Annotated in this window: 29 protein-coding genes; 8 read left to right on the top strand and 21 right to left on the bottom strand. The window is 31.8% G+C overall.

Features of this window, described 5'->3' with window-relative positions:
* Positions 1-6: 6 nt before the first annotated feature.
* The 14 genes from NLJ00_RS05690 to NLJ00_RS05625 form a co-directional block, all read right to left on the bottom strand.
* Positions 7-1,128, bottom strand: a complete 1,122-nt coding sequence (locus NLJ00_RS05690) for a hypothetical protein (protein ID WP_053472980.1) — start codon at positions 1,126-1,128, stop codon at positions 7-9.
* Positions 1,128-1,805, bottom strand: coding sequence for a kinetochore protein SPC24 (locus tag NLJ00_RS05685; protein ID WP_256636532.1), 678 nt, complete (start codon positions 1,803-1,805; stop codon positions 1,128-1,130). The genes NLJ00_RS05690 and NLJ00_RS05685 overlap by 1 nt, the downstream gene beginning before the upstream one ends.
* A 397-nt stretch (positions 1,806-2,202) precedes the next feature.
* Complete coding sequence (gene atpG / locus NLJ00_RS05680) at positions 2,203-3,063, bottom strand: ATP synthase F1 subunit gamma (protein WP_053472982.1); 861 nt, start codon at positions 3,061-3,063, stop codon at positions 2,203-2,205.
* Positions 3,064-3,153: 90 nt separating this feature from the next.
* On the bottom strand, positions 3,154-4,731 hold the full coding sequence (gene atpA, locus NLJ00_RS05675; protein WP_053472983.1) for a F0F1 ATP synthase subunit alpha: 1,578 nt from the start codon (positions 4,729-4,731) through the stop codon (positions 3,154-3,156).
* Between the two features lie 39 nt (positions 4,732-4,770).
* Positions 4,771-5,304: an ATP synthase F1 subunit delta gene (gene atpH, locus NLJ00_RS05670; RefSeq protein WP_256636531.1), complete on the bottom strand. Its 534-nt coding sequence runs from the start codon at positions 5,302-5,304 to the stop codon at positions 4,771-4,773.
* 5 nt (positions 5,305-5,309) lie between these two features.
* Positions 5,310-5,810 carry a F0F1 ATP synthase subunit B gene (locus NLJ00_RS05665; RefSeq protein WP_256636530.1) on the bottom strand — a complete coding sequence of 167 codons (501 nt, stop codon included), beginning with the start codon at positions 5,808-5,810 and terminating at the stop codon, positions 5,310-5,312.
* A gap of 87 nt (positions 5,811-5,897) precedes the next feature.
* Positions 5,898-6,095, bottom strand: coding sequence for an ATP synthase F0 subunit C (gene atpE / locus NLJ00_RS05660; RefSeq protein ID WP_008465835.1), 198 nt, complete (start codon positions 6,093-6,095; stop codon positions 5,898-5,900).
* A 32-nt stretch (positions 6,096-6,127) separates the two neighbouring features.
* Entirely contained in the window at positions 6,128-7,306 is a 1,179-nt protein-coding gene (gene atpB, locus NLJ00_RS05655) for a F0F1 ATP synthase subunit A (RefSeq protein ID WP_256636529.1), read from the bottom strand.
* A 118-nt stretch (positions 7,307-7,424) separates the two neighbouring features.
* Complete coding sequence (locus NLJ00_RS05650; RefSeq protein ID WP_256636528.1) at positions 7,425-7,817, bottom strand: hypothetical protein; 393 nt, start codon at positions 7,815-7,817, stop codon at positions 7,425-7,427.
* Between the two features lie 58 nt (positions 7,818-7,875).
* Entirely contained in the window at positions 7,876-8,100 is a 225-nt protein-coding gene (locus NLJ00_RS05645; protein WP_256636527.1) for an AtpZ/AtpI family protein, read from the bottom strand.
* A complete protein-coding gene (locus NLJ00_RS05640; RefSeq protein ID WP_053472990.1) occupies positions 8,081-8,479 on the bottom strand; it encodes a bactofilin family protein in 399 nt (132 codons plus the stop codon). Before NLJ00_RS05640 ends, NLJ00_RS05645 begins: the two co-directional genes overlap by 20 nt.
* Positions 8,480-8,483: 4 nt before the next feature.
* A complete protein-coding gene (gene porW / locus NLJ00_RS05635) occupies positions 8,484-11,096 on the bottom strand; it encodes a type IX secretion system periplasmic lipoprotein PorW/SprE (protein WP_256636526.1) in 2,613 nt (870 codons plus the stop codon).
* 89 nt (positions 11,097-11,185) lie between these two features.
* Entirely contained in the window at positions 11,186-11,881 is a 696-nt protein-coding gene (locus tag NLJ00_RS05630) for an ABC transporter ATP-binding protein (protein ID WP_053472992.1), read from the bottom strand.
* Positions 11,882-11,952: 71 nt separating this feature from the next.
* On the bottom strand, positions 11,953-13,422 hold the full coding sequence (locus tag NLJ00_RS05625; RefSeq protein WP_256636525.1) for a DUF5687 family protein: 1,470 nt from the start codon (positions 13,420-13,422) through the stop codon (positions 11,953-11,955).
* A 127-nt stretch (positions 13,423-13,549) separates the two neighbouring features.
* On the opposite strand from NLJ00_RS05625, the gene NLJ00_RS05620 reads away from it, so the two are divergent.
* Positions 13,550-14,602 carry a ferredoxin--NADP reductase gene (locus tag NLJ00_RS05620; protein WP_053472994.1) on the top strand — a complete coding sequence of 351 codons (1,053 nt, stop codon included), beginning with the start codon at positions 13,550-13,552 and terminating at the stop codon, positions 14,600-14,602.
* Between the two features lie 391 nt (positions 14,603-14,993).
* Positions 14,994-15,239, top strand: a complete 246-nt coding sequence (locus NLJ00_RS05615; RefSeq protein ID WP_235991996.1) for a hypothetical protein — start codon at positions 14,994-14,996, stop codon at positions 15,237-15,239.
* A gap of 74 nt (positions 15,240-15,313) precedes the next feature.
* Here the strand turns inward: NLJ00_RS05615 and NLJ00_RS05610 are convergent, their stop codons facing one another.
* Positions 15,314-16,324, bottom strand: a complete 1,011-nt coding sequence (locus tag NLJ00_RS05610) for a glycosyltransferase family 9 protein (protein ID WP_256636524.1) — start codon at positions 16,322-16,324, stop codon at positions 15,314-15,316.
* Between the two features lie 43 nt (positions 16,325-16,367).
* Entirely contained in the window at positions 16,368-16,973 is a 606-nt protein-coding gene (locus NLJ00_RS05605) for a DUF4254 domain-containing protein (RefSeq protein ID WP_053472996.1), read from the bottom strand.
* Between the two features lie 110 nt (positions 16,974-17,083).
* Here NLJ00_RS05605 and upp point away from each other — a divergent pair, with 110 nt between their 5' ends.
* Positions 17,084-17,737: a uracil phosphoribosyltransferase gene (gene upp / locus NLJ00_RS05600; RefSeq protein WP_256636523.1), complete on the top strand. Its 654-nt coding sequence runs from the start codon at positions 17,084-17,086 to the stop codon at positions 17,735-17,737.
* On the opposite strand, the gene NLJ00_RS05595 is transcribed toward upp, so the two are convergent.
* On the bottom strand, positions 17,732-18,661 hold the full coding sequence (locus tag NLJ00_RS05595) for a DUF6427 family protein (protein ID WP_256636522.1): 930 nt from the start codon (positions 18,659-18,661) through the stop codon (positions 17,732-17,734). The two genes, upp and NLJ00_RS05595, sit on opposite strands and share 6 nt — an antisense overlap.
* Positions 18,662-18,796: 135 nt before the next feature.
* Here NLJ00_RS05595 and NLJ00_RS05590 point away from each other — a divergent pair, with 135 nt between their 5' ends.
* Positions 18,797-19,027 (top strand): DUF6341 family protein, encoded by a 231-nt coding sequence (locus NLJ00_RS05590; protein ID WP_053472999.1) that lies wholly within the window; start codon positions 18,797-18,799, stop codon positions 19,025-19,027.
* On the opposite strand, the gene purD is transcribed toward NLJ00_RS05590, so the two are convergent.
* Positions 19,019-20,293 carry a phosphoribosylamine--glycine ligase gene (purD, locus tag NLJ00_RS05585; RefSeq protein WP_256636521.1) on the bottom strand — a complete coding sequence of 425 codons (1,275 nt, stop codon included), beginning with the start codon at positions 20,291-20,293 and terminating at the stop codon, positions 19,019-19,021. The two genes, NLJ00_RS05590 and purD, sit on opposite strands and share 9 nt — an antisense overlap.
* A 97-nt stretch (positions 20,294-20,390) precedes the next feature.
* Between purD and NLJ00_RS05580 the strand changes: the two genes are divergently transcribed.
* From NLJ00_RS05580 to NLJ00_RS05565, 4 genes are read left to right on the top strand one after another with little or no spacing between them, the layout of a single operon-like run.
* Positions 20,391-20,672 carry a type II toxin-antitoxin system RelE/ParE family toxin gene (locus tag NLJ00_RS05580; RefSeq protein WP_256636520.1) on the top strand — a complete coding sequence of 94 codons (282 nt, stop codon included), beginning with the start codon at positions 20,391-20,393 and terminating at the stop codon, positions 20,670-20,672.
* Positions 20,673-20,684: 12 nt separating this feature from the next.
* Positions 20,685-20,987 carry a HigA family addiction module antitoxin gene (locus NLJ00_RS05575; RefSeq protein ID WP_053473002.1) on the top strand — a complete coding sequence of 101 codons (303 nt, stop codon included), beginning with the start codon at positions 20,685-20,687 and terminating at the stop codon, positions 20,985-20,987.
* Positions 20,987-22,297, top strand: a complete 1,311-nt coding sequence (locus tag NLJ00_RS05570; RefSeq protein ID WP_256636519.1) for a phenylacetate--CoA ligase family protein — start codon at positions 20,987-20,989, stop codon at positions 22,295-22,297. Before NLJ00_RS05575 ends, NLJ00_RS05570 begins: the two co-directional genes overlap by 1 nt.
* A gap of 41 nt (positions 22,298-22,338) precedes the next feature.
* Complete coding sequence (locus NLJ00_RS05565; protein ID WP_256636518.1) at positions 22,339-22,869, top strand: ORF6N domain-containing protein; 531 nt, start codon at positions 22,339-22,341, stop codon at positions 22,867-22,869.
* Positions 22,870-23,162: 293 nt separating this feature from the next.
* Here NLJ00_RS05565 and NLJ00_RS05560 read toward each other — a convergent pair whose 3' ends face one another.
* The 3 genes from NLJ00_RS05560 to NLJ00_RS05550 are packed head-to-tail and all read right to left on the bottom strand — an operon-like array spanning position 23,163 to position 26,331.
* A complete protein-coding gene (locus NLJ00_RS05560) occupies positions 23,163-23,930 on the bottom strand; it encodes a glycosyltransferase family 2 protein (RefSeq protein WP_256636517.1) in 768 nt (255 codons plus the stop codon).
* Complete coding sequence (locus tag NLJ00_RS05555; RefSeq protein ID WP_256636516.1) at positions 23,930-25,297, bottom strand: undecaprenyl-phosphate glucose phosphotransferase; 1,368 nt, start codon at positions 25,295-25,297, stop codon at positions 23,930-23,932. Before NLJ00_RS05555 ends, NLJ00_RS05560 begins: the two co-directional genes overlap by 1 nt.
* A 50-nt stretch (positions 25,298-25,347) precedes the next feature.
* Positions 25,348-26,331: a UDP-glucuronic acid decarboxylase family protein gene (locus NLJ00_RS05550; protein ID WP_056207444.1), complete on the bottom strand. Its 984-nt coding sequence runs from the start codon at positions 26,329-26,331 to the stop codon at positions 25,348-25,350.
* Positions 26,332-26,433 lie beyond the last annotated feature (102 nt).

Raw genomic sequence — 26,433 nt, 5'->3', positions numbered from 1 at the left:
ATTGTATTAAAAAATATCACCAAAACCACCACTGGATAATTTATCTTCTTTGGTCATTTTATAATTTGGACTCGTATATTTTGTTGAATCCGGAATGGTGTTATCACCTGTTTTAATTTCATCTGCTAACGAATCTAATCTTGAATAAAGCTCGTCGTTATCAACAGAATATTTAGATGTTAATGCGTCGATGTCAATCAGGTTTTCTGAAGTTCTGGCAATATCCTGAGCGATAGTAGACGTTACTACTTCAAGAGCATATTCTAATTCCCAGTCTTTAGTAAACATCATGGCGCTTTTTGCACTTTCTGTTGCTTCTTTAGCATTTCTGGCAAATTCATATTCTTTTTGAAGCATCTTAACCGTAACATCAAAATCAGCAATTTTAATATCAATAGCTGTTCCTGCCAAAGTTAATTTACGATCCATTTTTCCTAAAACATTAGCACGAACACCATATTTTTGAATAAAACTTTTGCTTTGTTCGTATTGAGTTGAAACTCTTTGAGAATCGCTTAACTTTCTGGCTAACTCACTTTGCAGGGCTACATACTCATCTGTATCTTTTGCCGCAACTCCATTTTGTTTTACCATTTCATCCATCGCCGATTTCAGTTTTTCTGACTGGCGCTGTAAGCTCAACACATCTTCCTGAAATGCTTTTGCTTCTTTTTCAGACTTACTGGCTTCAATTTCCATTTCATTTTTAAGACCTTTTAGCTTTGCTTTAGTATTCTTAAAAACTTCACGGTTTTTAATCATTTTTTGTTTTTGCTCTTCTAATTCATTGAAAGGATTACTTTGAATTAATGCTTTATGAAGATTTTTTGTTGCAAAACGAAGACCTTTCATTATAACAGGAGCCATCATTACTAAAAAAACCAAAAATACTCCTGTTGCAGATAAGGCTATTGCCTGACCTAACATTGTAAATAATGGCGGGATAATATAAGTCCAGACCAAATATCCTCCAACTCCTAATAAACCTAATGCCAAAGCCAAAAACAATGACTTCTCTCCTTTTTTAAGTGCACCTGATTTCAAAGCAATTTCTCCTTTAGACTCGTCAAAATGTTTAAGTATTGGCAGCGTCAAAAGAGTGCTTCTTTCTTGTTCGAATTTATCCATTATTGTAAATATTGATTTATTCCTGTTATTACAGTATTGATTGATGATAGTATTTTTTGTTTTGCCAAATCATTCGCTTCCATTTTCAATTGAATCTCCGAAAGCTGCTCCCTGTTAACAGGATCAATTTTTTGAAGTTCTATTTTCTTCGCTTCTAATTCTTTTTGAAGATCAAGAATTTTGGCTTCTAAATCAGAAATACTTTTGGATAAATTGTTTTTTTCTTTTGTAATTGTATTGTCTAATTCTGTTTTCTTATTTTTTCCAACAGTATCATATTTAGTATGTACTTTTTCAATTTCTGTAATATAAAAACTTCCTTTTTGTAAAAGAAAATCTTTAGTCAAATCAGATTTAATTGATTTTCCCATTGCAAAAGCCATCTGATAGCTTTGCGGATTTGTTACTCCAACAGCCATAACAGACTTATAAAGTTCAAAAAAATCAAAACCTTCTTCGTTCAATGAATCAAAACCTTTGTCATAAACTTCAAAAATTTCATTTAAAAAAGGGTTTGCCAATGAATTTGCTTGAAATGATTCAGTAATTTGATTCGGAAATTTATTGTCTGTGGTTGGTAAAACGGGAGCTGATGGTGGAGTTGCAGCTTTGCCCTCTGAATTATCGGTCTCATCATTAATGAAAAGACTCTTCCAATTAAAACTTTCTTTTGCCATTGTTTGTAGGTGATCTATTTTTAATACCTTTTTGGTTGTTAAATGTTATACGCAGAAAGCGTTAAAAAGTTACTAATTTTAAAAGTATAAATATATACTTTTTTAAAAATATAATGTAACTAATTTATTATCAGATCTTTTTGTTATAATCAAATTTTAAAAAATTTCCTTCATTATTCTCCTTATCTTTAAAAAAACAGGTATAAAACAAAAGCCAAAAATAGCTAATAAAAAATAAAATTCAGCATAAACAAGAACAAAAAGTAAGAATTAACTTAAATGTGATTATTGGGAGAAAATTTAAAATTCATCTCCATTTTTCGTTCAGCAATTCGTGTAAAAAAAAAGAGCCAGCAAATAATGCTAGCTCCTTTAAATTTTAAAAAAAATTATCTTATTATCCGTTCAAAGCTTCTGCTCCACCTACGATCTCCAAGATTTCGTTTGTAATTGCAGCTTGACGCGCTTTGTTGTAAGTTAATTTCAATTGGTTTCTTAATTCTGTTGCGTTGTCAGTTGCTTTGTGCATAGCTGTCATACGTGCTCCGTGTTCTGAAGCAAATGAATCACGAATACCTTTGTATAATTGTGTTTTTAAAGACTTTGGAATTAAAGTCAAAACAATTTCTTCTTTTGAAGGTTCGAAAATATAATCTCCAGCAGAAACTGCAACATCAGTTTTAATAGGTGCTAAAGGCAAAAACTGCTCTGTTTGAACAATTTGAGTCGCAGCATTTTTAAATTGATTGTAGATTAATTCGATTCTGTCATATTCTCCAGATAAGAATTTTTGAGTCAAATTATCAGCAATTCCGGCAACATTCTCAAAAGTTAAATGATCAAAAATTGCATTATGATGACCGTGAACTTTATGCGTTTTAGTTAAAGCATCATTTCCTTTTTTACCAATAGCAAAAACGTCAACTTGTTTTCCTGCATAAAAATCGGTACGATTTTTAATCTCTTTAATAACATTTGAATTGAATGCACCACATAAACCTCTGTTTGAAGTTATAGCAACAAGCAATACTTTTTTTACTTCACGTTGTGTAGTGTAATCTCCTCCAACTTCACCTTCAAGTGTAGCAGAAAGATTTTGCAGTAACTCCGTTAATTTCTCGGCATAAGGGCGCATTGCAGTGATTGCATCTTGTGCTTTCTTAAGCTTTGCAGCAGAAACCATTTTCATAGCCGATGTAATCTGCATCGTCGATGAAACGGAAGTAATTCTATTACGGATTTCCTTTAAATTTGCCATCTATTAATTAGAAAATGTGACAATTTGAAAATTAGATAATCAGAATAATGATAAGTCATTTTCTAATTATCTAATTTACCAATTATCTAATTAGTTATATTTTGCTGAAATTTCTTTTGCTGCTTTTTCGATAACATCAGTAATGTTGTCATCTAATTTACCAGCTTTCAACGCGTTAAGCGTATCTTTATGTTTACTGTTTAAGTAAGCTAAGAAATCAGCTTCAAATTCTTTTACTTTATTTACAGGAACGTTTCTTAATAAGTTTTTAGAACCAGCGTAAATAATAGCTACTTGGTTTTCAACTGTATAAGGATCATTTAAACCTTGTTTCAAGATCTCAACGTTTCTTTTTCCTTTTTCAATTACGTTTAATGTAACTGAATCTAAGTCAGAACCAAATTTAGCAAACGCTTCTAATTCACGGAATTGAGCTTGGTCTAATTTTAAAGTTCCTGAAACTTTTTTCATTGATTTAATTTGAGCATTACCTCCAACACGAGATACAGAGATACCTACGTTAATAGCAGGACGAACTCCAGAGTTGAACAAATCTCCATCAAGGAAAATCTGACCATCTGTAATCGAGATTACGTTTGTTGGGATGTATGCAGAAACGTCACCAGCCTGAGTTTCGATAATTGGTAAAGCAGTCAATGAACCACCACCTTTTACGATAGACTTGATAGAATCTGGTAAATCGTTCATGTTTTTAGCAATTCCGTCATCAGCAATTACTTTACAAGCACGCTCTAATAAACGAGAGTGTAAGTAGAAAACGTCTCCAGGATAAGCCTCACGTCCCGGTGGTCTTCTTAATAAAAGAGAAACCTCACGGTAAGCAACAGCTTGTTTAGATAAATCATCATACACGATAAGTGCAGGACGACCTGAATCTCTAAAGTATTCTCCAATTGCAGCACCTGCGAAAGGAGCATAAACTTGCATTGGAGCTGGGTCAGAAGCATTTGCAGCAACGATAACTGTATAAGCCATTGCTCCTTTTTCTTCTAACATTTTTGCGATTCCTGCTACAGTTGAAGCTTTTTGTCCAATTGCAACATATATACAAAATACAGGTTTTCCTGCATCGTAAAATTCTTTTTGATTTAAGATAGTATCGATACAAACAGTTGATTTACCTGTTTGACGGTCACCGATAACAAGCTCACGTTGTCCACGTCCAACCGGGATCATAGCATCTACTGCTTTTACTCCTGTTTGTAATGGCTCAGTAACTGGCTGACGGAAGATAACTCCAGGAGCTTTTCTTTCTAAAGGCATTTCGTATAAGTCCCCACCAATTGGTCCTTTTCCATCAATTGGAAAACCAAGAGTGTTAACCACACGTCCTACCATTTGCTCACCTACTTTAAGAGAAGCAATACGTTGTGTTCTTTTTGCTGTTGATCCTTCTTTGATTCCTGTTGATGGTCCTAAAAGTACCACACCAACATTGTCTTCTTCAAGGTTCAATACAATAGCTTCAAGTCCGTTATCAAATTCAACTAACTCACCATATTGTACATTCGATAACCCGTAAATACGAGCAATACCGTCTCCAACTTGAAGTACTGTTCCTACTTCCTCTAGCGTAGCACCAGATTCAAAACCTTCTACTTGCTTTCTTAATATTGCTGAAATTTCAGCAGGTTTGATTTCCGCCATCTTAATTTATAATTTAGACACTTTTTATGTGTAATAAAACTAATTACTTAACTCTCTTTTTAATACTTGTAATCTGTTTGCAACAGATGCATTGTATTGATTATCACCTATTCTTAAAATAAATCCACCAATGATTGAAGGATCTACTATATTTTCAATTGTAATTTTTTTATCTGACAAAGTTGCAATTTTAGCTAAAACTTTTGCTTCTAATGCAGCATCCATAGGAATTGCAGTTGTAACTTTTGCTACTTCAACACCATTACTTTGATCAAATAATTTGATGTATTCTACTGCAATTGCATCTAGAATTTCAAATCTTTTGTTTTCGAATAATAAATGAAATAAACCTTTGGTTACGCCATTTACATTTGCGAAAACTTCTAAAAGAGCACTTTCTTTAACTTCAACTTTTGTCGTTGGGTTCTCGATAAAGGTACTCAATTCTAAATTTGTTTCAATTGCATTCGCAATTGTTTTCATATCGTTATTGACAGCTTCGGCAACACCTTTAGAGTTTGCTAAGTCTAGAATTGCTTTTGCATAACGAATTGCTGCTCTTGTACTTGCCATAATCTTTAGTTTAACTTTACGTCACCTAACATTTTCTCTACTAATTTAGTTTGAGATTCTTTGTTAGATAATTCTTCTTTCAATAATTTTTCAGCAATACTTAATGACAAACTTGAAACTTGTGCTTTCACTTCAGCCATTGCAGCATTTTTTTCACTTTCGATAGCAGCTTTAGCCTGCTCAATCATTTTTTGACCAGCTTCTTGTGCTTCGTTTTTAGAATCAGCAATCATTTTCTCCTTCATTTCGCGAGCTTCTTTCAACATCGCATCACGTTCTGCACGAGCCTCATTCAATATTCTTTGGTTATCTGCTTGCAGATTTTCCATTTCTCTTTTTGCATTTTCAGCAGAAAGTAATGCATTTTTAATACCTTCTTCTCTTGCAGTAATGGATTCCATAATTGGTTTCCAAGCGAATTTTACTAAAAGTAAAATTAATATTACCAAGATTAAAGCTTGCCAGAAGAATAACCCGAATGAAAAATCGTTAATTAACTTATCCATTTTATAACTATATTAAATATTTAATTTCTTTTTTAAAAGTAACAACATCTTTAACCAACCGTTAAAGATGCTGTTATTTCTTCTTTATTATTTTCCTAAGATCAAAGCAGCAAATGCTAAACCTTCTAATAAAGCCGCGATAATAATCATCGCAGTTTGGATTTTACCAGCAGCTTCTGGCTGACGAGCAATAGCGTCCATAGCAGATCCACCGATTTTACCTAAACCTAAACCTGCACCGATTACTACTAAACCAGCACCTACTAAAGTTGGAATTGTTCCCATAAGTATTTATATATATAAAATTAAACTTCTAATTAAATAATTACATTTTCTTCGTGATGTCCATGATCATCATGGTGGTGATCTTGAACTGCCATACCAATAAATAATGATGATAACATTGTAAAGATAAATGCTTGTAAAAATGCAACTAAAACTTCAATAACAGAGATAAATAATGTCAATCCTAATGAAATTGGCAAATCTGCTGCTAAATTTTTACCAACAAAAATCATCGCAATCAAACTCATAATTACTACGTGACCAGCAGTAATGTTTGCATACAAACGAATTAATAATGCGAATGGTTTTGTTAATGTTCCTAGAACCTCAATTGGTGCTAAAATAATTTTCATTGGAACAGGTACTCCCGGCATCCAGAAAATGTGCCCCCAATACTCTTTGTTTGCACTGAATTGTGTAATGATAAAAGTAAAGGCTGCTAAACAAACTGTAATAGCAATATTTCCTGTAACGTTAATTCCAAGTGGAGTCATTCCTAATAAGTTTAATACCCAAACAAAGAAAAATACAGTTAATAGGTATCCCATATATTTACGATACTTTGTCTCCCCAATATTAGGAACAGCAATTTCGTCTCTGATAAAAATTACTAATGGTTCTAAAACTCTACCAAATCCAGTTGGGATTGGTCCTTTTTTATATGATCTTGCTAAACCAGTAAACATTAAGAATAATAATACTGAAACAAAAAGCATTGAAACAACATTTTTTGTGATTGAAAAATCTAAAGGTTTTTCGTTTGATGGATGACCGTGTTCGTCAAAGTTAATTGTACCAGCTGCATCCGTTTTATAAATTTTACCATGAACAAGTTTGTAAAAGTTTCCGTCAACTTCCGCAACTTCTTCTCCGTGATGTAATTTTGAAGAAGAGAAAATTTTCAAACCCCCATCCATTAATATAACAGGCAATGGGAAACCATATTCTTTATTTTCTTTTTCATCTGAAAAGAAAACAAAATCATGAGAATCTTGTAAGTGGTGATCAATAAAAGCATCCACTTTTGCTTTTGGATCAAGAGTAACATGCTCTTCTTCATGAGAGGCATTGTGTGAAACTACTTTCTCTTCATGAGCTGTTTCAGTTTGAACATGCGTTGAGTCATTCTCTGGATTTGCAAAACCCATAATCGGTAGAGAAGCTACAAAAGCGGCAAGAATAAAGCTGAGCGGTTTGTTTGAAATCACCATATCGTGGAAAATCTTATTTTTTTACGTTTCTAAAATTTGGTGCAAAGGTACATTTTTTATTAATATTCAAAAGGATATGAAAAATTATTTTTAAACCTTGTTTTAAAGAATTGTTATTTTAAGGCTTTTCATTTAATAATCGGACAGTTAAAAGCGTCTGAAATAACAAAAACAGCACAAATGTTATAAAAAAACTAACTTTTTCAACATTGGTTTCTCCCATTTCGTTTTTTAAAATTGGCTGCAAAATTAAATAGGCTAATAACATTTGTGTAAAAGTTCCGAATAAAAACGCCATTCCGACGATTTCAAAATTCTTCTTTTTTACTATCAATAATATAATGTATAATAAAGAGGAGATTGCAAAGAAGTATAAATACAATAATTCTAAACTGTAATGAAAGTTCTTGATAGTAATTTCATTAAAGAAAAAAATAGCTTTATGAATAATATAGGTTCCTAAAGCAAGACATAACAAATAAAAAATAGGTTTGTAATTCTTTGAAAGCATTTGAAATAATTTTAGTGCAAAGATGCAACTTTTATCTCAAGCGGTTTTTATTTGCAAACTACTTTGTTTTATTAATATCATTTACTTGTCGAATTACATTATATAAAGCAATTCCAACACCTAGTAATACAAAAATGGTATTATAATACACTTTAGGGCTTGGATGGTTTTCATCAAGCCAAGTTCCAAAATATGAGAATACAAATATAATTACTCCCATTTGAAAAGGAATATTTATAAATGCAAGCCACTTATTTCTTCTATTATTCGGGTCCTTTTCCATCTTCTAACATAATTACTGGATTTGAATGTGCCAGCATGGTACAAGTTGCTGTAAACTCTGCTCCTGGTTCTATAGACAGTTTTCCAACGGCAACTTCGCCGTGAATTTTTGCCGCTGCTTTGATATTAAGGATTTCAAGAACTTTAATTTTTCCATGAAATTCTCCTTCGATATCGGCATTATTACAAATGATTTCTCCTTTTACTGCGCCTGTTGCGCCTATCACTAATTTTCCCTGTGAGGTGAAATTTCCAATCAATTCGCCGTCTAATCTAAAATCGGCTTTTGAAACAATATCTCCTACAATAGAAGTTCCTTCAACAATTCGGTTTGTTTTTCCTAAAAGTTCAGTTCCGTTTTTTTTTACTTTGTCAAACATTATATTATGGGGTTTTTGGGGCAAGGTAGGCGTCTAGGTTCTTTTTAATTTGAACCACTTTGTAATTATCTGCTGATATAATAATTGACGGATATGCAATTTTATATTTATCGTCTTCTCTCAAAACTCCAGCCACATCTCTGGCATAAGCTTCAGATTTTAAACCATGAATTGACACAAAACTTTGGGTTCTGTTGTATTTATCAAAAGACGTTGTTAGTCTCTCAAAATTTTCGACTAATAAAAATACTCTAATTGCTTCTTCAATTTTTTTAACTGTTTTAGTATCCGTATTAGAAACCAGATATACGATTTTCCAGTTTTTATTATCTACAGTTGTAAAATTAAGTCTTTCTAAAGCTGGGACATCTTTCTCCAAAATTTCTCTTGCTTTTTTTCCTTCTTCACTATTTGGATAATTATCTGCCACGTTTTCTAAACCTTTTTTATAGGCATCCAGTCCGTTGACTTTTCCTAAAGTGTTTGCTTTTAGCAATTCAAATTTAGAAACAATTTCTTCTCCAGAATATTGATTGATCAAATTATCAATATTATCTAAGACAATATCAAAATTCTCTTCCTGAAATAGTTTATACCATTTTTGGTATTCTTTTTCAGGCGAAGCTATATCATCAGCATTTGTGTTATTTAAAATCTGAGCATATCTCGATGTTGGATAATTTGTTGTTATGTCTGATTTAATTCTTGCTGCTTTTTCAGGATCTGTAATTTGGTATATTTTATACAAATTATACTTTGATGGAAGCACCAATTTTTCTTCTGGATTATTTTTAAGTAATTGCTCCAGTTTATCACTTGCCAATTTATATTCCTTAAATTTCTCCTTATATATAAGACCTAATTGATAATAGGCAAAGTTGCGTTCTTTACCAATGCTGTCCATTGCTGTTTGTGTTTTCGGAAGTTGCTTTTCATAAAAAGCAGTGGTATATTTTTCAATAACAACGGTATCTTTCAACTTCGCCGCTTCTACTTCATTTATACTGTCATTGAGCATTGCTGCATCATTTGCAGATTTTATTGTGGCCAGTCTCCAGTTTCCGCCAAGCGTTCTGTTACCCCACATTTTTTTAAACTGAAGTTTTCCGTATGCAACTGTTGTTGGGTTGTAAAAATAAAAAGTACTTGCCGTGGCATCATTTCCAGATGGCGGTCTTATCCCGTCATCAGGATCTACGGGTTTTCCTAATGAATTCGGATTTACTGCTGTTGGTGCACTCGAAGCATTTGTGTTTCGGTCAATATTCGCTAATTTCTCTTTTTCCTTCTCTTCTAAAATTCGTTTTGCTTCGTCTTTCTTTTTAAGCTCGGCAATATAATTTTCAAAATAAATTTTTCTGTCAGCATCAGGTAATCCGTAAACCTTAATAATACTGTCGTTTCGTTTTGCAATTCCTTCGTATTTAATTACGTTGTCAAGATTTTTTCTGTTTTTCTCTATTAAAACAAATTCCCTTGTTTTTGGATCTAACTTGGTCAATGTACTGTCATAATATTTAGCAGCCATTGTATAATCTGTATTTTTAAAATACATGTTTCCAATGTTTCGGTAAGCCGATGCCATTAAATAAGGATCTGTAGATTTTCTGCCTAAAGATTTATTGTAGAATTTTAATGCATTTTCTTTGTCTTTCTTTTTATCATAGAAAACTCCCATTTCATAAAAAAGAACATCATAATAAGGTCGGTTTTCACGATCTGCAACTAGCTTATTATAGATTTTTAAAAATATAGTATCATTGCCTTTTTCATAATCGTACATCTGCGCTTTTTTTGCGTAAGCGTGCATCATGTATTTTCTGTTGGCTTTACGATTCATATCGATTACGCCATCATAATAATAAGTGGCGCTGTCTTTATTTCCAACTTCCTGATACATTTGTCCCAGGATGAATTTATAACGGGCACGATCTTCATTTATTCTTGAAAATTCTTCTGCAATTCTAAGTTTTGCAACGGCACTGTCTCTTTCTTCTAAATTCAGGAAAGCTTCGGCCAATAAAGCATTGGCATCAGAAAATGTTTGTTTATTTAAATCTGTTTTCTTTAATAATTGATTGATATTTTTAACCACAATCGCATCATTTCCTAAACGCATATTGGTTTTTTCGCGCCATATTTTTGCCGTATAAATATTACTGCTGTTCGGGTATTTGTAGAGAATGTAATTGAAAGCATCTAAGGCCGGAATAAAACGCTGATCGTAATATCTGGCTTTTCCAAGCATTAAATATGCTTCATCAATTTGATAGTTTCTTTCTCTTCCTCCAATATTCATGGAGTGTTTTTGAATTGCTTTTGTTGCTTTAGTTTCCGCTTTTTCGAAGTCAGGATTTTTTGTTTTTGATCCTTCCGAAAAATTTTCATCAAACTGCATTTTTTCTATAGGAAGCCTTTTCCAGAAATTATCCTGATTATTGGCCTGAATAGCCAGCAGCCCTTTGTCAAGACCAATCCCGCCATTATACAAAATGTTATATTTTGTACTTAATGCATGGGAATTTCTGTTCACAAAAGTATTATTCTTGGTAGAACATGCTATCAAAAGGAGAAAAAACGTGAGAAAAAAACTATATTTAAGAGTATTCTTTTTCAATAGAACTGATTTTAAAGCATTAACTTCTAAAAAGCATTTTTAGTATAATGACTTGTAAAAATACACTTCTTTTTTGAAACTTTAGAGGGTTATACCGCAAAAAACAATTCCAATTCTTGTAAGGTTTCTTCTGAGGTTTGAATATCCTTTACAATTTCACCTTTATTGAGTGCAACAATTCGGTCGCAAACCTCAACGGTGTGTTGTAAATCATGGCTAGAAACCAAAACAGTAACGTTTGGATTTTCAGCTAATTCTTTAATAATTTTCTTTAATCTGCTTACTGTTGTCGGATCTAAATTTGCAAAAGGTTCGTCTAAAATTACTACTTCAGGATTTCCAATAAGTGTGGCAATAATTCCAACTTTCTTTTGATTTCCTTTTGATAAATCACGAAGGTATTTTTTGTTGTTTAAAATTTCTCCATTAAAAAATTCTTCATGTTTCGCTAGCAATGCATCAATATCGGCTTTATTTTGATGACGTAAATCTCCAATAAAATAAAAATATTCTTCGGGAGTTAAATAGCCAATCAGGAAGCTTTCATCTAAAAAAGAACCAGTAAAAGATTTCCAGTTTTCACTCGTATTTACCTGAATATCATTGCTTGTTATATTTCCTGTTGAAGGCTGGATCAAATCTAAAAGCAAACTAAAAAAAGTAGTTTTTCCTGCTCCGTTATTGCCCACTAATCCAAAGCTCTGTCCTTTTGGAATTTCAAGATTTTGAATATTTAAAACTGTAGTACCGTTATATTTTTTTGAAAGTTGATTTACTTGTATCATGGTGTAATTTTAGATTTTAGATTGTTGATTTTAGATTAATTATCAAATTGACTCATTTTCTAATTATCTAATTAACTCTTTTGTTTATAAGCATTTATTGTACTGTACTTTTCGATTTTATATCTTTTTTCGATTAAAGAAAAAACTTTGTCTTTAAAGATAAAACCTAAAACACCTGCTCCGGCAACTAGTGCTAATCCCAGGTTTTTATTGTCAAAATAAATTCCTGCTCCATATAGTCCCAAAGGCAGTAAAATTTTGGGAAGTGTTAATAACATCGCACTTACATTAAACGCTTTTTTATCTCCAAAAGCACCGCCTGCATTACTTAAATCGATTGGAGTTTTAGTAAAAGCACCTCCCAATAAAACTAAATGCGAATTGACTCCAATGTTATAAATTGCCGCAACAACAATAGTTAAATAAATCTGCCATCCAAAATAAATATAAAATGAAGCCAGAATTGTAGAAATAATTGTGGCAATAACAATCAACCACCATTTTGCCATAATATAACCGCGATATGGAATATTTTGTGTCATCATTAATTGATAATACGCACTATCCCAGCTTGGAACAAATTGTCCAAAGACAAATAAAAATCCGCCCGAAACAAAAATCCCCGCCAAAAGGTGCATTACTGGTTTGTCGTAGGTTTCAATCCCTCCGGAGAAAAACAAAAATCCGTAGAACAAAAATAAAATGCTCATAAAAATAGTCGTTTTCGACCTTTTGTTTCTTTTGATAAGTTTAATATCGTTTTTCAGAAAAGTTCCCAAAGTTCCAAACTGATTCAGCCACGAAAGATTTTCTGTTTGAGCAACATCTTCTTTTACAGAAAGGCCTGCGTCGAGATAAAGATTTTTTTTGAGGAATTTAAAACTAAAAATATACAAACCTGCTAATACTAAAACGGGAATTAAAAATAATCCTTTTATATTATAAAGTCCTTGAAAAAAGGGAGTTGTGAAAATTGTGACATCAAACAATTTGTAATATTGCGCACCGCCCAAAACAAGAATTAATCCAAGAAAAACAACAAATAATTTGTCGATATTACTTAAAATTATATTCAAAAAATTGTTGATGTATATAAAAGAAAGCATTGCCAAATTCCAGAAAATAATAGCTGTTATATCATATCCTTCAATTGCCAAAACAACTGAAAACGGAACAAAGAATAAAGCATGAACCCAATTAAAAAAAGACAAAACAGTTTTGCCCAATGAAAAATGAACAATTACGGGTTTCTTAAAAGGCAAAACCAATAACGGTTTGATATTTAAAACGGGAATTGATTGCAGCAGCAAACGAATTACTAAATCAAGAAGAAAGTAATAAATCAAAAACCTGTTTACGGTTACAAATGGTTCCAGATGTATTTCTTTCAGAATGTAAAATGCCCCAACACCCATTCCTATAAAAATTAATGAAAAATAGATCATTAAAAACCCCAGTATAATTTTCATTGCCAGGTTTTTACCAAATGATGCCGACCTGATAAAGGCTTTCCATTCGAGATAAATAAACTTTTTAATCATGGTTAATTGGTTTTGATTTTTGTAGTAAGAGATCAAATGTAGGAAAACGTTACAAAAAAAGTTAAAAAAAATATTTTAGTAAGTGTCAATTACTTATGGTTTGCTACTTTTGCAAAAAAATTAAATCATGCCTTCATTCTTAAAACTTATAATTAAAGAGGTAAAACGTGAAACTGCCGATGCGGTTTCTGTACTTTTTAATGTTCCAGAAGAACTTAAACAAGACTATAAATTTATAGCCGGACAATACATAAATTTAAAATTAACGCTTGATAATCAAGAAATTCGTCGTGCCTACTCTATTTGTTCTGCGCCAGAAAGCGGTGAATTGCGAATTGCGGTTAAGGCTGTAAAAAGCGGTTTGTTTTCGCAATTTGCGAATACAATACTAAAAGCAGGAGACGTTCTTGAAGTGGGTCAGCCAGAAGGAAAATTTACTTTTGAGCCTGATGCTGAAAGACAAAAAAATTATGTGGCGTTTGCTGCCGGAAGTGGAATCACGCCGGTACTTTCTATTTTAAAATCAGTTTTAAAGAATGAACCAAAAAGTTCATTTGTATTGGTTTACGGAAACAGAACTCCTGAAGCAACTATTTTTCATCAGGAATTACACGACTTACAATTACAGTATGTTGGCCGTTTTTTCGTGCATTATGTTTACAGTCAGGCGAAAGTTGAAAATGCATTGTTTGGAAGAATCGAAAAATCGACCGTAAATTTTGTATTGAACAACAAACACAAAGAATTAGAATTTGATAAATTTTATTTGTGCGGACCTGAAGAAATGATCAATACAGTTTCGAATGTTTTGAAAGAGAAAAACGTAAAAGAATCTGCTATTAAATTTGAACTTTTTACTAGTTCTTCTGAAGAACACGTAATCCAGGGTTCCCAGGAAGGACATACTAAAATTACTGTTTTAGTTGACGATGAAGAAGTTACTTTTGAAATGTCTAAAAAACAAACTATTCTTGATGCAGCTTTAAAACATGGTGTTGATGCTCCTTACTCTTGTCAGGGCGGAATTTGCAGCAGCTGTTTAGGAAGAGTTACTGCCGGAACTGCTGAAATGACAAAAAATTCTATTTTAACAGATGGTGAAATTGCCGAAGGTTTAATTTTAACTTGTCAGGCGCACCCAACTTCAGATACTATTTATGTAGATTACGACGACGTTTAATCTTTTTAAATTCCAATATAAAAAAATCCAAATTCCAAACTTTCAACTGGGATTTGGATTTTTTTTGTGAGTTATTTCTTTTGTTAGGTTTAAAATTTTGAAAGTATATTTTTCAGGTTTAAGAAATACACAAAAAAGCATTTAGATTATTGGATTATTTTTAAAAAACATACTGGAAATTTAGTATATTAGTAGTGCGCTTAAGACTTGTCAACACGTTTTTAAAACATTCAATATTATGGCAATGCATCACTACCTCCGTCTAACTTTTATATTACTTTTTGTAATAACTTCTCTTTTTTGTCTCTACTTCGTAATCAAAAAAAGAAGAAACAGAAAAGCTCCTAAACTACTTTCAAAAAAAAAGTATGATTGCTCAAAGAATGAGGGAATGACCGAAATATCAATCTCTAATGATAGCTTTTTTAATATTTGGCCTTATGTAAGTGAATTGAAAGCGGCTAAAATTCTATCGAAAAAAATTAAAGAATCTGAATTGGTACATAAAGTTTACAGAAATTCAACCAATGATTTTGAACACATTTTATTGGCTACAGAAAAAGAAAATCATTTTGTAAAAGTTGTAGTTGATAAAAACAAAAAGAAAGCGATAGGATATCTTCTTTTGGATTTATAAGAAATTCCAATAAAAAAAATTCCAAATTCCATTTAACGTTGGAATTTGGAATTTTTTTATTGAAACTTAACTATTTAGTTTAATTGGTTCTTAATTTTAGAAACAACGTCATCTGGAGAAATTGTTTTCATCGCATCCTCATAACCTTCTACAATTTTATTTCCGTAAACAGAAGTTGGTAGTTTTGGATATTGATTTCTGTCTGAAGTTAAAGCATTTTCTAAATTTTGGTTGAAAGGCAAAAATCCCGCATAAGGATGTGTTGCGCCCCAAAGTGTAATTACTTTTACACCAAGCATTGCAGCAATATGAGCATTTCCAGAATCCATAGAAAGCATTACATCAAGATTGCTTATTAATTTTAGTTCCTGCTGAAACTTAATTTTTCCGGCAACGTTTATTACATTTTTAAAAGGTTCTGAAAGTGAATTTAAAATTTCAATTTCTTTATTTCCTCCTCCAAAAAGTAAAATAGTATAATCTTTATTTTCTGCCAGTTTTGTTATTACTTCCTTCATTAAATCTAAAGGATAAACTTTAGAATCGTATTGGGCAAAAGGAGCAATTCCAATTAGTTTTTCATAATTTTCTTCAACTAGATCTGTAATTTCTCCACCAAAAACCGCTTTTTTAGGAAACTCAGGGTTTGACAAATCTACAGGAAAACCAAGTTGTTCAAACACTTTTGCATGTCTTTCGAACATCGTTGGCAATTGCTTGAAAATTTTGTTTTCTGCTCTTGTCAATTCTTTTTTTCCTTCTCGGCCCTTATCTACAGTTGCTCTTTTTTTTCCGCTTAAAGCAAAAAGCAAACTCACCACTTTAGATCGTAAAACATTATGAAGATCTGCAAAAGCATCAATTTTGAGTTGTTGCACGTCTTTATATAAACGTAAAAGTCCCGGAAATCCTCTGTGTCTTTCTTTTTCATCAAAAGCAAAAAACTCAAGATTCGGGATTCCGTCAAAAAAAGGTTTAAAAAAAGGACGCGAAATAACGGTTAGTTTTACCTCTGGATATTGCTTTACAAAAGCACGTAAAACAGGAACCGTCATGGCGACATCTCCCATAGCGGAAAGTCTCATGACGGCTATATGTTTAATTTGGGTGTTAGACAACTCTGCCAAATTATTTTTTATTTTGATATAAAACCGGATTCAAATCATCGTCGTTGTACATTTTCATTTGTTTGTACACTTTCATGAATTTTTCACCACTTTCGATATCAGTCAATAATTCTTCAATTGCTGTAGATAAATCTGTTCTTTGCTCTAACAGGATATTTAATTTTTCCTGACATTTATCTCTGTGTTCCTGAGTAGCTTCTGCACGAGTCGCTTCTTCGTTCATGTGATAAATTTTTAAAGCCAGAATAGACAATCTGTCAAATGCCCAAGCCGGACTTTCAGAGTTGATTTTTGCTCCGTCTTTTGCTTTTACATGGCTGTATTTTTGCAAAAAGTAACTGTCGATATATTCAACCATATCAGTACGCTCCTGATTTGAAGCATCAATGCGTCTTTTTAAAGTCAAAGCTGCTACAGGATCAATTTGCGGATCACGAATAATATCTTCAAAATGCCATTGAACAGTGTCAATCCAGTTTTTTAAATATAATAAATGTTCGAATTTATCTTTTGGAAATGGATTGTTTATAGGCTGGTCAACATTATCAAATTGATGATAATCTTTAATGCTTTGTTCGAAAACAGAATATGCTAATTTTGAAAACATGTCTTTATTTTTTAGAGATACAAAGATACTTTTTATACTTTTATGCTGCGAAAAAAAGAAATTATTTTTTGTTTTTATATAATTGTTCGTTAATAAATTAAAAAATCATCATGAAAATTCATTATATATCTGAAAACAATAGTGTTCTAAATCATTTTCTGGGACAAATTAGAAATGTAAATGTGCAGAACGACAGTATGCGTTTTAGAAGAAATATTGAACGCATTGGCGAAATTATGGCTTATGAATTAAGCAAAACTTTACCGTATAAAAGTGTTGAAATTCAAACTCCGCTGGGCATTAAAAAAACTACTGAAATTGAAACTGATTTGGTTTTATGTCCGATTTTGAGAGCTGGATTACCGCTTCATAATGGCTTTTTAAATTATTTTGACCATGCCGAAAACAGCTTTGTTTCTGCCTGCAGATTTCATCCAAATGGCGGTGACGATTTTGAAATTTTAGTTGAATATCAGGCTATTTCAAATTTAAACAATAAAACGGTTTTGCTTCTTGACCCAATGCTGGCAACGGGACAATCTATTGTAGCGGTTCACAAAAAACTGATTGAAAATGCTTCGCCTACAGAATTTCATATTGTAGTAGTTATTGCTGCGCCGGAAGGAATTGCGCATCTTCAAAAAAACCTTCCCGAAAATTGTCATTTATGGGTTGCTTCTTTAGATGAAAAACTGAATGAGAAAAATTACATTGTTCCCGGTCTTGGTGACGCCGGCGATCTTGCGTACGGAAGTAAATTATAACTGAGAGAAAAAAGTAAATAAACTGCACAAAATCAAAACATAAAATACAATTTCGTTGTTGAGTTTTTGCTGCATATATTCTACATGACTTGCCGCCATCATTGACAATGGTGCGATGCTGAACAATAATAAATCGTTGGTTTTATCTGGAGAAATAAGGAAAACAAGAACGGCAATAAAAAAGCAGGCTACGACTTTTTTATAAGATGTATGCACAATCTGTGGTCTGTTTGATAAGGTTGTTAACATTGAAAACACAAAAAATACCACAACCGCTGCATATATAGAAAGCGCTCCATTTTCGTAATTATTTTTAAAATAATCTATTCTAAAATCGACCACGGCACGTTCCTGAACAAACTTAAAAGCATCAATATGGAACATTAATGAAACCATATAAAACACGATTGACACAGCCAAAAGTGCAATAAATGGCAAAACCCAGTTTCTATAATCTCTGGAAACGTGAAAAATTATCGATATAAAAACTAAAATTACAAAGAGGATACTCCAAAATTGAAATAAAGAAGCTACAAAAATCCAAAAAGACGCGTCGAATATTTTTTCCTTTGATGCTTTTAAAGACTGAAGGGAAATCAATCTGCGAAGTGCCAATAATATAAAGAAATTGGCATAAACAACATTTGGATGATTGAATATTGTGGGGAAAAACAATATGAATAATAAGTAGAAAAATATCGCGTAACCGTTGTCTTTACTGAGCCCGTTTTTCTTGACAATAAAATTGACCATGAAAAATGAAGCAAAAATAAAGCACAGTAAACTTACTTTTTGAAATATCGTAAAATAAGAATTTATCCAAGACGTTTCTCGAATTTGAAACATAAAGAAGAAAACCAGTATCAAAATTACAACCAACGAATAATTTAATGGTGTAGATTTTTTAAAAACACTTGTTATCATAAGGATATTTTATACTTTTGTGACTGTAAATATAATACTTGTTTAAAAAGGAAAACCAACAAGTTGAAAAAAGATTCTCAGTTTGAATTTTGCTTCAAGGCGTTAAAACAATAATAACATATAATTTTATAAATTATGAAAGCTTTTTTTGAAGGAATACAATACTTATTCGTTAACATTTTATTTGCTCCACTTGACTTTTTACGTCATTTAGAATTAAAAACATGGTTTGGTGCAAACACTATCAACTGGATTTTTATGATTATCTGTTCTGCAGCAATCGTATATTGGATTAAACAATTACGTATTTTTGATGCTGCAGGAACTGAAAACCAAGATACAACGGCTCACTCTTTCTTAAAGTAAGTCGAAGCCGATATCCTTTCTAAAATACATCTTATCAAAATTTAGTTTATCTATATTTTGGTAAGATTTTTTTATGGCCTGTTGAAAATCATCTCCATATGATGTCACAGTCAAAACACGTCCTCCATTACTAACGACATTTTCTCCATCTAATTTTGTTCCGGCGTGAAAAACTATCGAATCAGTAACATTTTCTAAACCTGTAATTACTTTTCCTTTTTCGAAATCTTCAGGATATCCACCAGAAACTACCATAATTGTAGTCGCACTTCTTGGATCAACTTTTAATTCGAATTCATCTAATTTTTGATTTGCAACCGATAGGAACAATTCAACTAAATCAGATTCTAATCTAGGAACTACAACTTCAGTTTCCGGATCTCCCATTCTTACGTTGTATTCAATAACAATTGGTTCATTTTTTACATTGATTAAACCAATAAATACAAATCCTTTATATTCGATTCCATCTTTTTGGAAACCTTCAATTGTTGGTTTTACGATACGAGTTTCGATTTTTTCCATCAAAACAGCATCAACATAAGGAACTGGAGAAACTGCTCCCATTCCGCCTGTATTTAATCCTGTATCACCTTCACCAATTCTTTTGTAATCTTTTGCAGTTGGAAGAATTTTATAGCTTTTACCATCTGTTAAAACGAAACAGCTTAATTCGATTCCGTCTAAAAATTCTTCGATAACCACTTTTGAACTTGCTGCTCCAAATTTCTCGTGAACTAGCATATTTCTAAGTTCCGTTTTTGCTTCTTCAAGATCCTGAATAATCAAAACTCCTTTTCCTGCCGCTAAACCATCAGCTTTTAAAACGAATGGAGGTTGTAACGTTTCTAAAAATTTACATCCTTCTTCAACTGTTTCGGCAGTAAAACTATCATAAGCCGCAGTCGGGATATTGTGTTTCATCAAGAATTCTTTTGCAAATTCTTTACTTCCTTCTAATTGAGCCCCTAATTTTGATGGACCAATTACCGGGATATTTTTTAAACTTTCGTCGTTTTTAAAATAATCATAAATACCTTTTACCAACGGATCTTCTGGCCCTACGACTACTAAGCTTATGTTTTCTTTAAGCACTAATGCTTTTATTGCTTCAAAATCGGTTGGAGCAATTGCCACATTTTCAGCAATTGCAGCTGTTCCTGCATTTCCTGGTGCAACAAAAAGTTTTTCGCAAAGCGGACTCTGAATCATTTTCCACGCAAAAGCATGTTCTCTTCCGCCTGATCCCAATAATAAAATTGTCATGGTATAGTTGTATTTATGTTGTGGTGCAAAAATAGTTGCTTTTAACCGTATATAATAATTTTTTTTACTTACTTTTGACGTTAGTAATGCGAAAGGTATGATAATCTCATTTGGATCGAAAGAAACTGAAAAAATTTGGAATGGTGTTGTTGTCAAAAAACCTTTAATTGAAATACAGCAAATTGGTAGAAGAAAACTTAGAATGCTTCATAACTCTCAAAATTTAACCGATTTAAGAATTCCACCTTCTAACCGTCTTGAAAAATTAAGTGGTAATTTAAAGGATTTTTACAGCATCCGAATTAACAATCAATGGCGCATAATTTTTGTTTGGGAAAATGGAAATGCTTCAAATGTTGAAATTATCGATTATCATTAAAAAAGAATTAAAATGGAAAAATTAAAAAATATACATCCAGGAGAGATTTTATCGGAAGAATTTTTAATTCCTCTAAATATTACACCTTATCGTTTATCTAAAGATTTGAAAATTCCGCAAACGAGGATTTCTGAAATCATTAAAGGTAATAGAAGAATTACTGCTGATACTGCTCTGCGATTAAGTCATTATTTTGGAAATTCTGCTAAATTTTGGCTGGGACTTCAGGACGATTTTGATATTGAAGAAGAAGAATCAAATAAACGTCAGGAATTGAAATCAATTAAACGTTACGATTTAAAAGAAGCTGTTTAATGGTTCACCTTTTTGATCTTTCCCTTCAATTAAATGGTTTTCCTATAAAGAAAGCCAAAGCCGAATTGGATAAAATTGTTCATTTTTCTGAAGAAGAATATGTTTCGTTTCTCGAAAGTAAAAAGAAAGAAATTGTTGATTTTCATTTAAAGAATAACTCTTTTTATAGAGAATTAGTTGGAAATACTACTGCCGAAAATTGGGAAGATTTACCGATTTTAAACAAACAAAATCTACAAAAACCACTCGAAGAAAGACTTTCAAAAGGTTATTCAAAAAACAACATTTACCTCAACAAAACCTCCGGATCAAGCGGAACACCTTTTGTTTTTGCTAAAGATAAATATTCGCATGCTTTAACATGGGCATCCAATATTATGCGTTTTGGATGGTTTAATATTGACTTTAATCATTCGTATCAAGCACGTTTTTATGGCATTCCGATGGATTTTATTGGATATCAAAAAGAACGTTTTAAAGATTTCCTGACGCATCGTTTTCGTTTTCCGGTTTTTGATTTATCTGATGAAATCCTTGAAAAATTTCTGCAGAAATTCAGATCGAAAAAATTCGATTATATCAATGGCTATACAAGTTCAATTGTTTTATTTGCCAAATTTTTAGAACACAGAAATATCATATTAAATGAAATCTGTCCGACTTTAAAAGCTTGTTTTGTGACTTCGGAAATGCTTTTTGAAATGGATAAAAAATTGTTGGAAAAACAATTCGGCATTCCGATTATCAGCGAATATGGTGCTTCTGAACTTGATCTAATTGCTTTTGAAAATCCACAAGGCGAATGGCAGGTAAATGCTGAAACTCTTTTTGTAGAGATTTTAGATGAAAACAATAATGTTGTTCCACATGGAACGGAAGGAAAAATTGTAATTACATCTTTATTCAACAAAGCAAATCCTTTTATCAGATATGAAATTGGAGATATCGGAATTCTTGATGAAAAAAGTACTCCTCAAAAACCAATTTTAAAAAAATTAATTGGCAGAACAAATGATGTTGCCATTTTACCAAGCGGGAAAAAATCTCCTGGTTTGACGTTCTATTATGTTACTAAAAGCATTATTGAAGATGATGGAAATGTAAAAGAATTTATAATCAAACAAATGCAATTAGATACTTTTGAAATTGAATATGTTGCTGAAAAAGAATTGGTTTCAGAACAAATTCAAAAAATAAAAGAAGCCATCGATTTATATTTAGAACCAAATTTGAACTTCACTTTTACTAGAAAATCTGTTTTAGAAAGAACTAATCGTGGGAAATTAAAACAGTTTAAATCTCATTTATAAATATAAATAAAATCTTACATTTGTTTTTCTAATAAAAACTTATGGACGATCAATCTCTGCTTTCTGAAGAAACAATTTCAAATAAAATATATTTTATCCGTGGTCAAAAAGTGATGCTTGATCGTGATCTAGCTTTACTTTATGAAATAGAAAGTAGAGTTTTAAATCAGGCTGTAAAAAGAAATTTATCTCGATTTCCGCCAGATTTTATGTTTCAACTTACTGAAATTGAGCATAATTCTTTAAGATCACAAATTGTGATCTTAAAGAAAGGAAGAGGTGAACATCAAAAATATTTGCCTTTTGCATTTACGGAACACGGTGTACTAATGCTTTCTAGTGTATTAAAAAGCGACAAAGCAATTCAAACCAATATTCAAATCATGCGCATTTTCACGAAAGTGAGACAAATGCTTTTGGATACAACCGAAATTAAAGTTGATATTATGCAGATTCAAAAGAAGTTAGAGAATCATGATAAAAATATTGAACTAGTTTTTTCCTATTTGGATGAACTAACTGAGAAAAAAGAAAATGAAGTTGGAAGAATCAAGATTGGGTATAAAAAATAATTCTCTAAGGTCACAAATTGTGACAGAACTTGATATCACAATTTGTGACCTCAAGTTTTGCGAAGATTTTATGTTTAAATTGGAGGACGCAAATTGCGTCCTCCAATTCTGAACGAGATTTTCAAGGTCACAGATTGTGACCTTGAAAACTTGAAGTCGCAAATTGCGACTTCAAGTTTTGCGATGATTGACTCTCAAAATATCTTAATTTCAGAATTGGATGTCACAATTTGTGATCTCCAATTCTATTTGTGATTCTCTAAGGTCGCAAATTGCGACCTTAGAGAGAATATTTAAACTTTCTTTATATATCTTGGTTTTATAACCAGCTGAGTAAATAGAAATCGTATCATCAATAAAACAGAAGACACTAAATTAAAACCATGAAAATCTCGATAAACACCAAAGTTGTGTTTTATCAATTTGAATTTTGAAGATGAAATAGAATCTTTTCTAATTCTATAAAAAGCTAAAGATTCTGGAACGGCTTCTACCGCTTTTAATTGTTTTAAAATCGTAAGCCATATTCTCCAATCCTGCCTTTTTTCTGAAGATTCTAATTTGATTTTTCCAAAATATTCAGTGTCGTAAATAGCCGTAAGATTACCAACGTAATTACAAAAAAACAATTCTTTATACGTTAACGGATTTGGCGATTCTACTCTTCTTTTTAAATTATTTCCCTCTTCATCAATAGAATCATAATAACTAAAAGTAAAAGGCTGATTATTTGTTTTTAAAAACTGAATCTGTTTTTCTAATTTAGTTGAAGACCACAAATCATCTGCATCAAGATAGGCAATGTATTTTCCCGTAGCTTTTTCCAAAGCTTCATTTCTTGCGAAACCATTTCCTGAATTTTTAGATAATTTGAATAATTTAATTCTGGAATCCTTTTGAACAAATTCTTCAATAATAGAAACCGTTTCATCTGTCGATGCATCATCAACCAAAATCATTTCCCAGTTTTGATACGTCTGGTTTTGAACTGATTCTATAGTGGCTCTAATGAACTTTTCAGTATTATAGGTCGGTGTTAAAATAGATACTAAATCGTTCATTAATATGCTTTTTTATCGCCTTTGAAAATGTTTATTATCGTTTGCGAAATTATTTTCAAATCCAGAATTAATGACCAGTTTTCGATATAAAAAACATCAAATTTTATTCTGTTTACCATATCTCTTTCTGCTGTAATTTCTCCTCGAAAACCGCTTACTTGTGCTAATCCGGTAATTCCGGGTTTTACACAATGACGAATCATGTATTTTTTGACCCTATTGCCATATTCTTTATTCTGAGACCATAAATGTGGTCTAGGACCAACTACGGACATATCTCCTAACAAAACATTTATAAATTGCGGAAGCTCATCTATACTCGTTTTTCTCATAAATCGTCCCATTTTTGTCACACGCGGGTCGTCTTTTGAAGCTTCTTTTTCTGTTGTTTTGTTAATGTACATTGAACGGAATTTATAACATACAAATTCATTTTCTTCCATTCCAGGCCTTCCCTGTCTAAAAAATACCGGTCCTTTTGATTCTAATTTTATTAAAATTGCCAGTAACGGAATTAACCATGACAACAAAAAAATAATCACTAATATTGAGAATGAAATATCAAAAAAGCGTTTTATAAATTTTATTGTCGGTTCGTTAAGCATTGTTTGTTTTAACGAAAGCACGGGAAAAAAATCGTAATAATCTATCTTTAAGTTTTTCGAAAAAATCTCTTTTGTATCAGGAATAAACTTTATGGTTTTATTATTTTCATCTGCAAAATCAATGAGGTCTTTCAAACTTTTATTCGAAACTTCATTTAAGGAACAATAAATTTCATCGACCTCGTTCTCAATTACAAATGGTTTTAAATCAGCTAGCTTACCTGTAATTTTTTGGTTTACTTTTTTATCTGAAAAATATCCCAGAAACCGATATCCATAATCTCTTCTTGTTTCAAAAAGATCTTTTAATCGAATGGCTTCTGGTGTAAACCCAATGATAACAGCATTTCTATAATTGCTTCCTGTTATGATTCTATATTCTTTTAAATAGAAAAATAGAGCAAATTTAAAAACCGTTACCAAGACCAAAATCAAGGATATAAATACTACAATCTTATATTCGCTAAAAATCGCTTGTTTCGAAAATGGAAAAAATGCAATACTTGTTAAGAGAAATAAAGTTCCTTGTTTTATTATTTTTGATGCAATAGCTATTGGCGTCGTAAAACGGTATACTTCGTAAAATTTAATTGAAAATGCAACGATTACCCACGCTGCATTTTGATATAAAATAAGAATCCAGATGTTTGAAACCAAATCATTAAAAACAAAAAAACTTACGATCGAGATCACAAATAGGTCGATTAAAATACTTATTGGCCGAATATATTTTGAATATCTTCCTGTGTGAAATGAGGTCATATTATAGTTACTGTACTATTGAATATAAATTTATATCGATCGAATTGTTGTTATTTAATATAGCTTGAAAAATCTTTATGTTCTTCTTTTGAAAGTTCTTCTTTTGAAAGTGATCTAAAATAATCATACGTGATTTTCATCCCTTCTGAGCGGCTTACTTTTGCTTCCCAACCTAATAATTCTTTTGCTTTAGTCGTATCTGGCTGGCGCTGTAATGGATCGTTTATAGGCAATGGGTGATATACTACTTTTTGATTTGTTCCGGTAAGTTTTATAATTTCTTCTGCAAAATCTTTAATTGTAATTTCATCCGGATTTCCAATATTTACCGGATAAACATAATCAGAATGTAGTAATCTAAAAATACCTTCAACCTGATCGTCTACATAACAAAATGAACGAGTCTGCATACCATCTCCAAAAATAGTTAAATCTTCTCCACGAAGTGCTTGCCCAATAAATGCTGGAATTACACGTCCGTCGTTCAGACGCATTCTTGGACCATAAGTATTAAAAATACGAACGATTCTGGTTTCTACTCCGTGAAAAGTATGATAAGCCATTGTTATCGATTCCTGAAAACGTTTAGCTTCGTCATAAACGCCTCTTGGTCCAATTGTATTCACGTTTCCGTAGTATTCTTCGGTTTGAGGATGTACTAAAGGATCTCCGTACACTTCAGAAGTTGAAGCGATCAAAATTCTTGCCTTTTTAACTCTTGCCAATCCTAACAAATTGTGTGTTCCTAAAGAACCAACTTTTAAAGTCTGAATTGGAATTTTTAAATAATCGATAGGGCTTGCTGGTGAAGCAAAATGTAAAATATAATCTAAGTCTCCAGGTATGTGGACAAATTTTGTAATATCGTGATGGTAAAATTCAAAATGCTCTAATTTGAATAGATGCTCAATGTTTTTAAGATCCCCAGTAATCAAATTATCCATTCCGATAACAAAATAACCTTCCTTGATAAATCGATCGCACAAATGTGATCCTAAAAAACCCGCTGCTCCGGTAATAAGTATTCTTTTCATAATGATTTTGTTGAACCTTTTGTTTTGGTAATCTCTGTAAATTTGCACAAATGTAATAAAATATCTCGCCTTTTAAATTGACTAAAATCTTAATCAATAGGA

Source organism: Flavobacterium panici (assembly GCF_024499525.1).
GTDB lineage: Bacteria > Bacteroidota > Bacteroidia > Flavobacteriales > Flavobacteriaceae > Flavobacterium > Flavobacterium panici.
The sequence above is the reverse complement of the archived record's forward strand: the minus strand, read 5'-3'. Positions and strand labels throughout refer to the sequence as shown.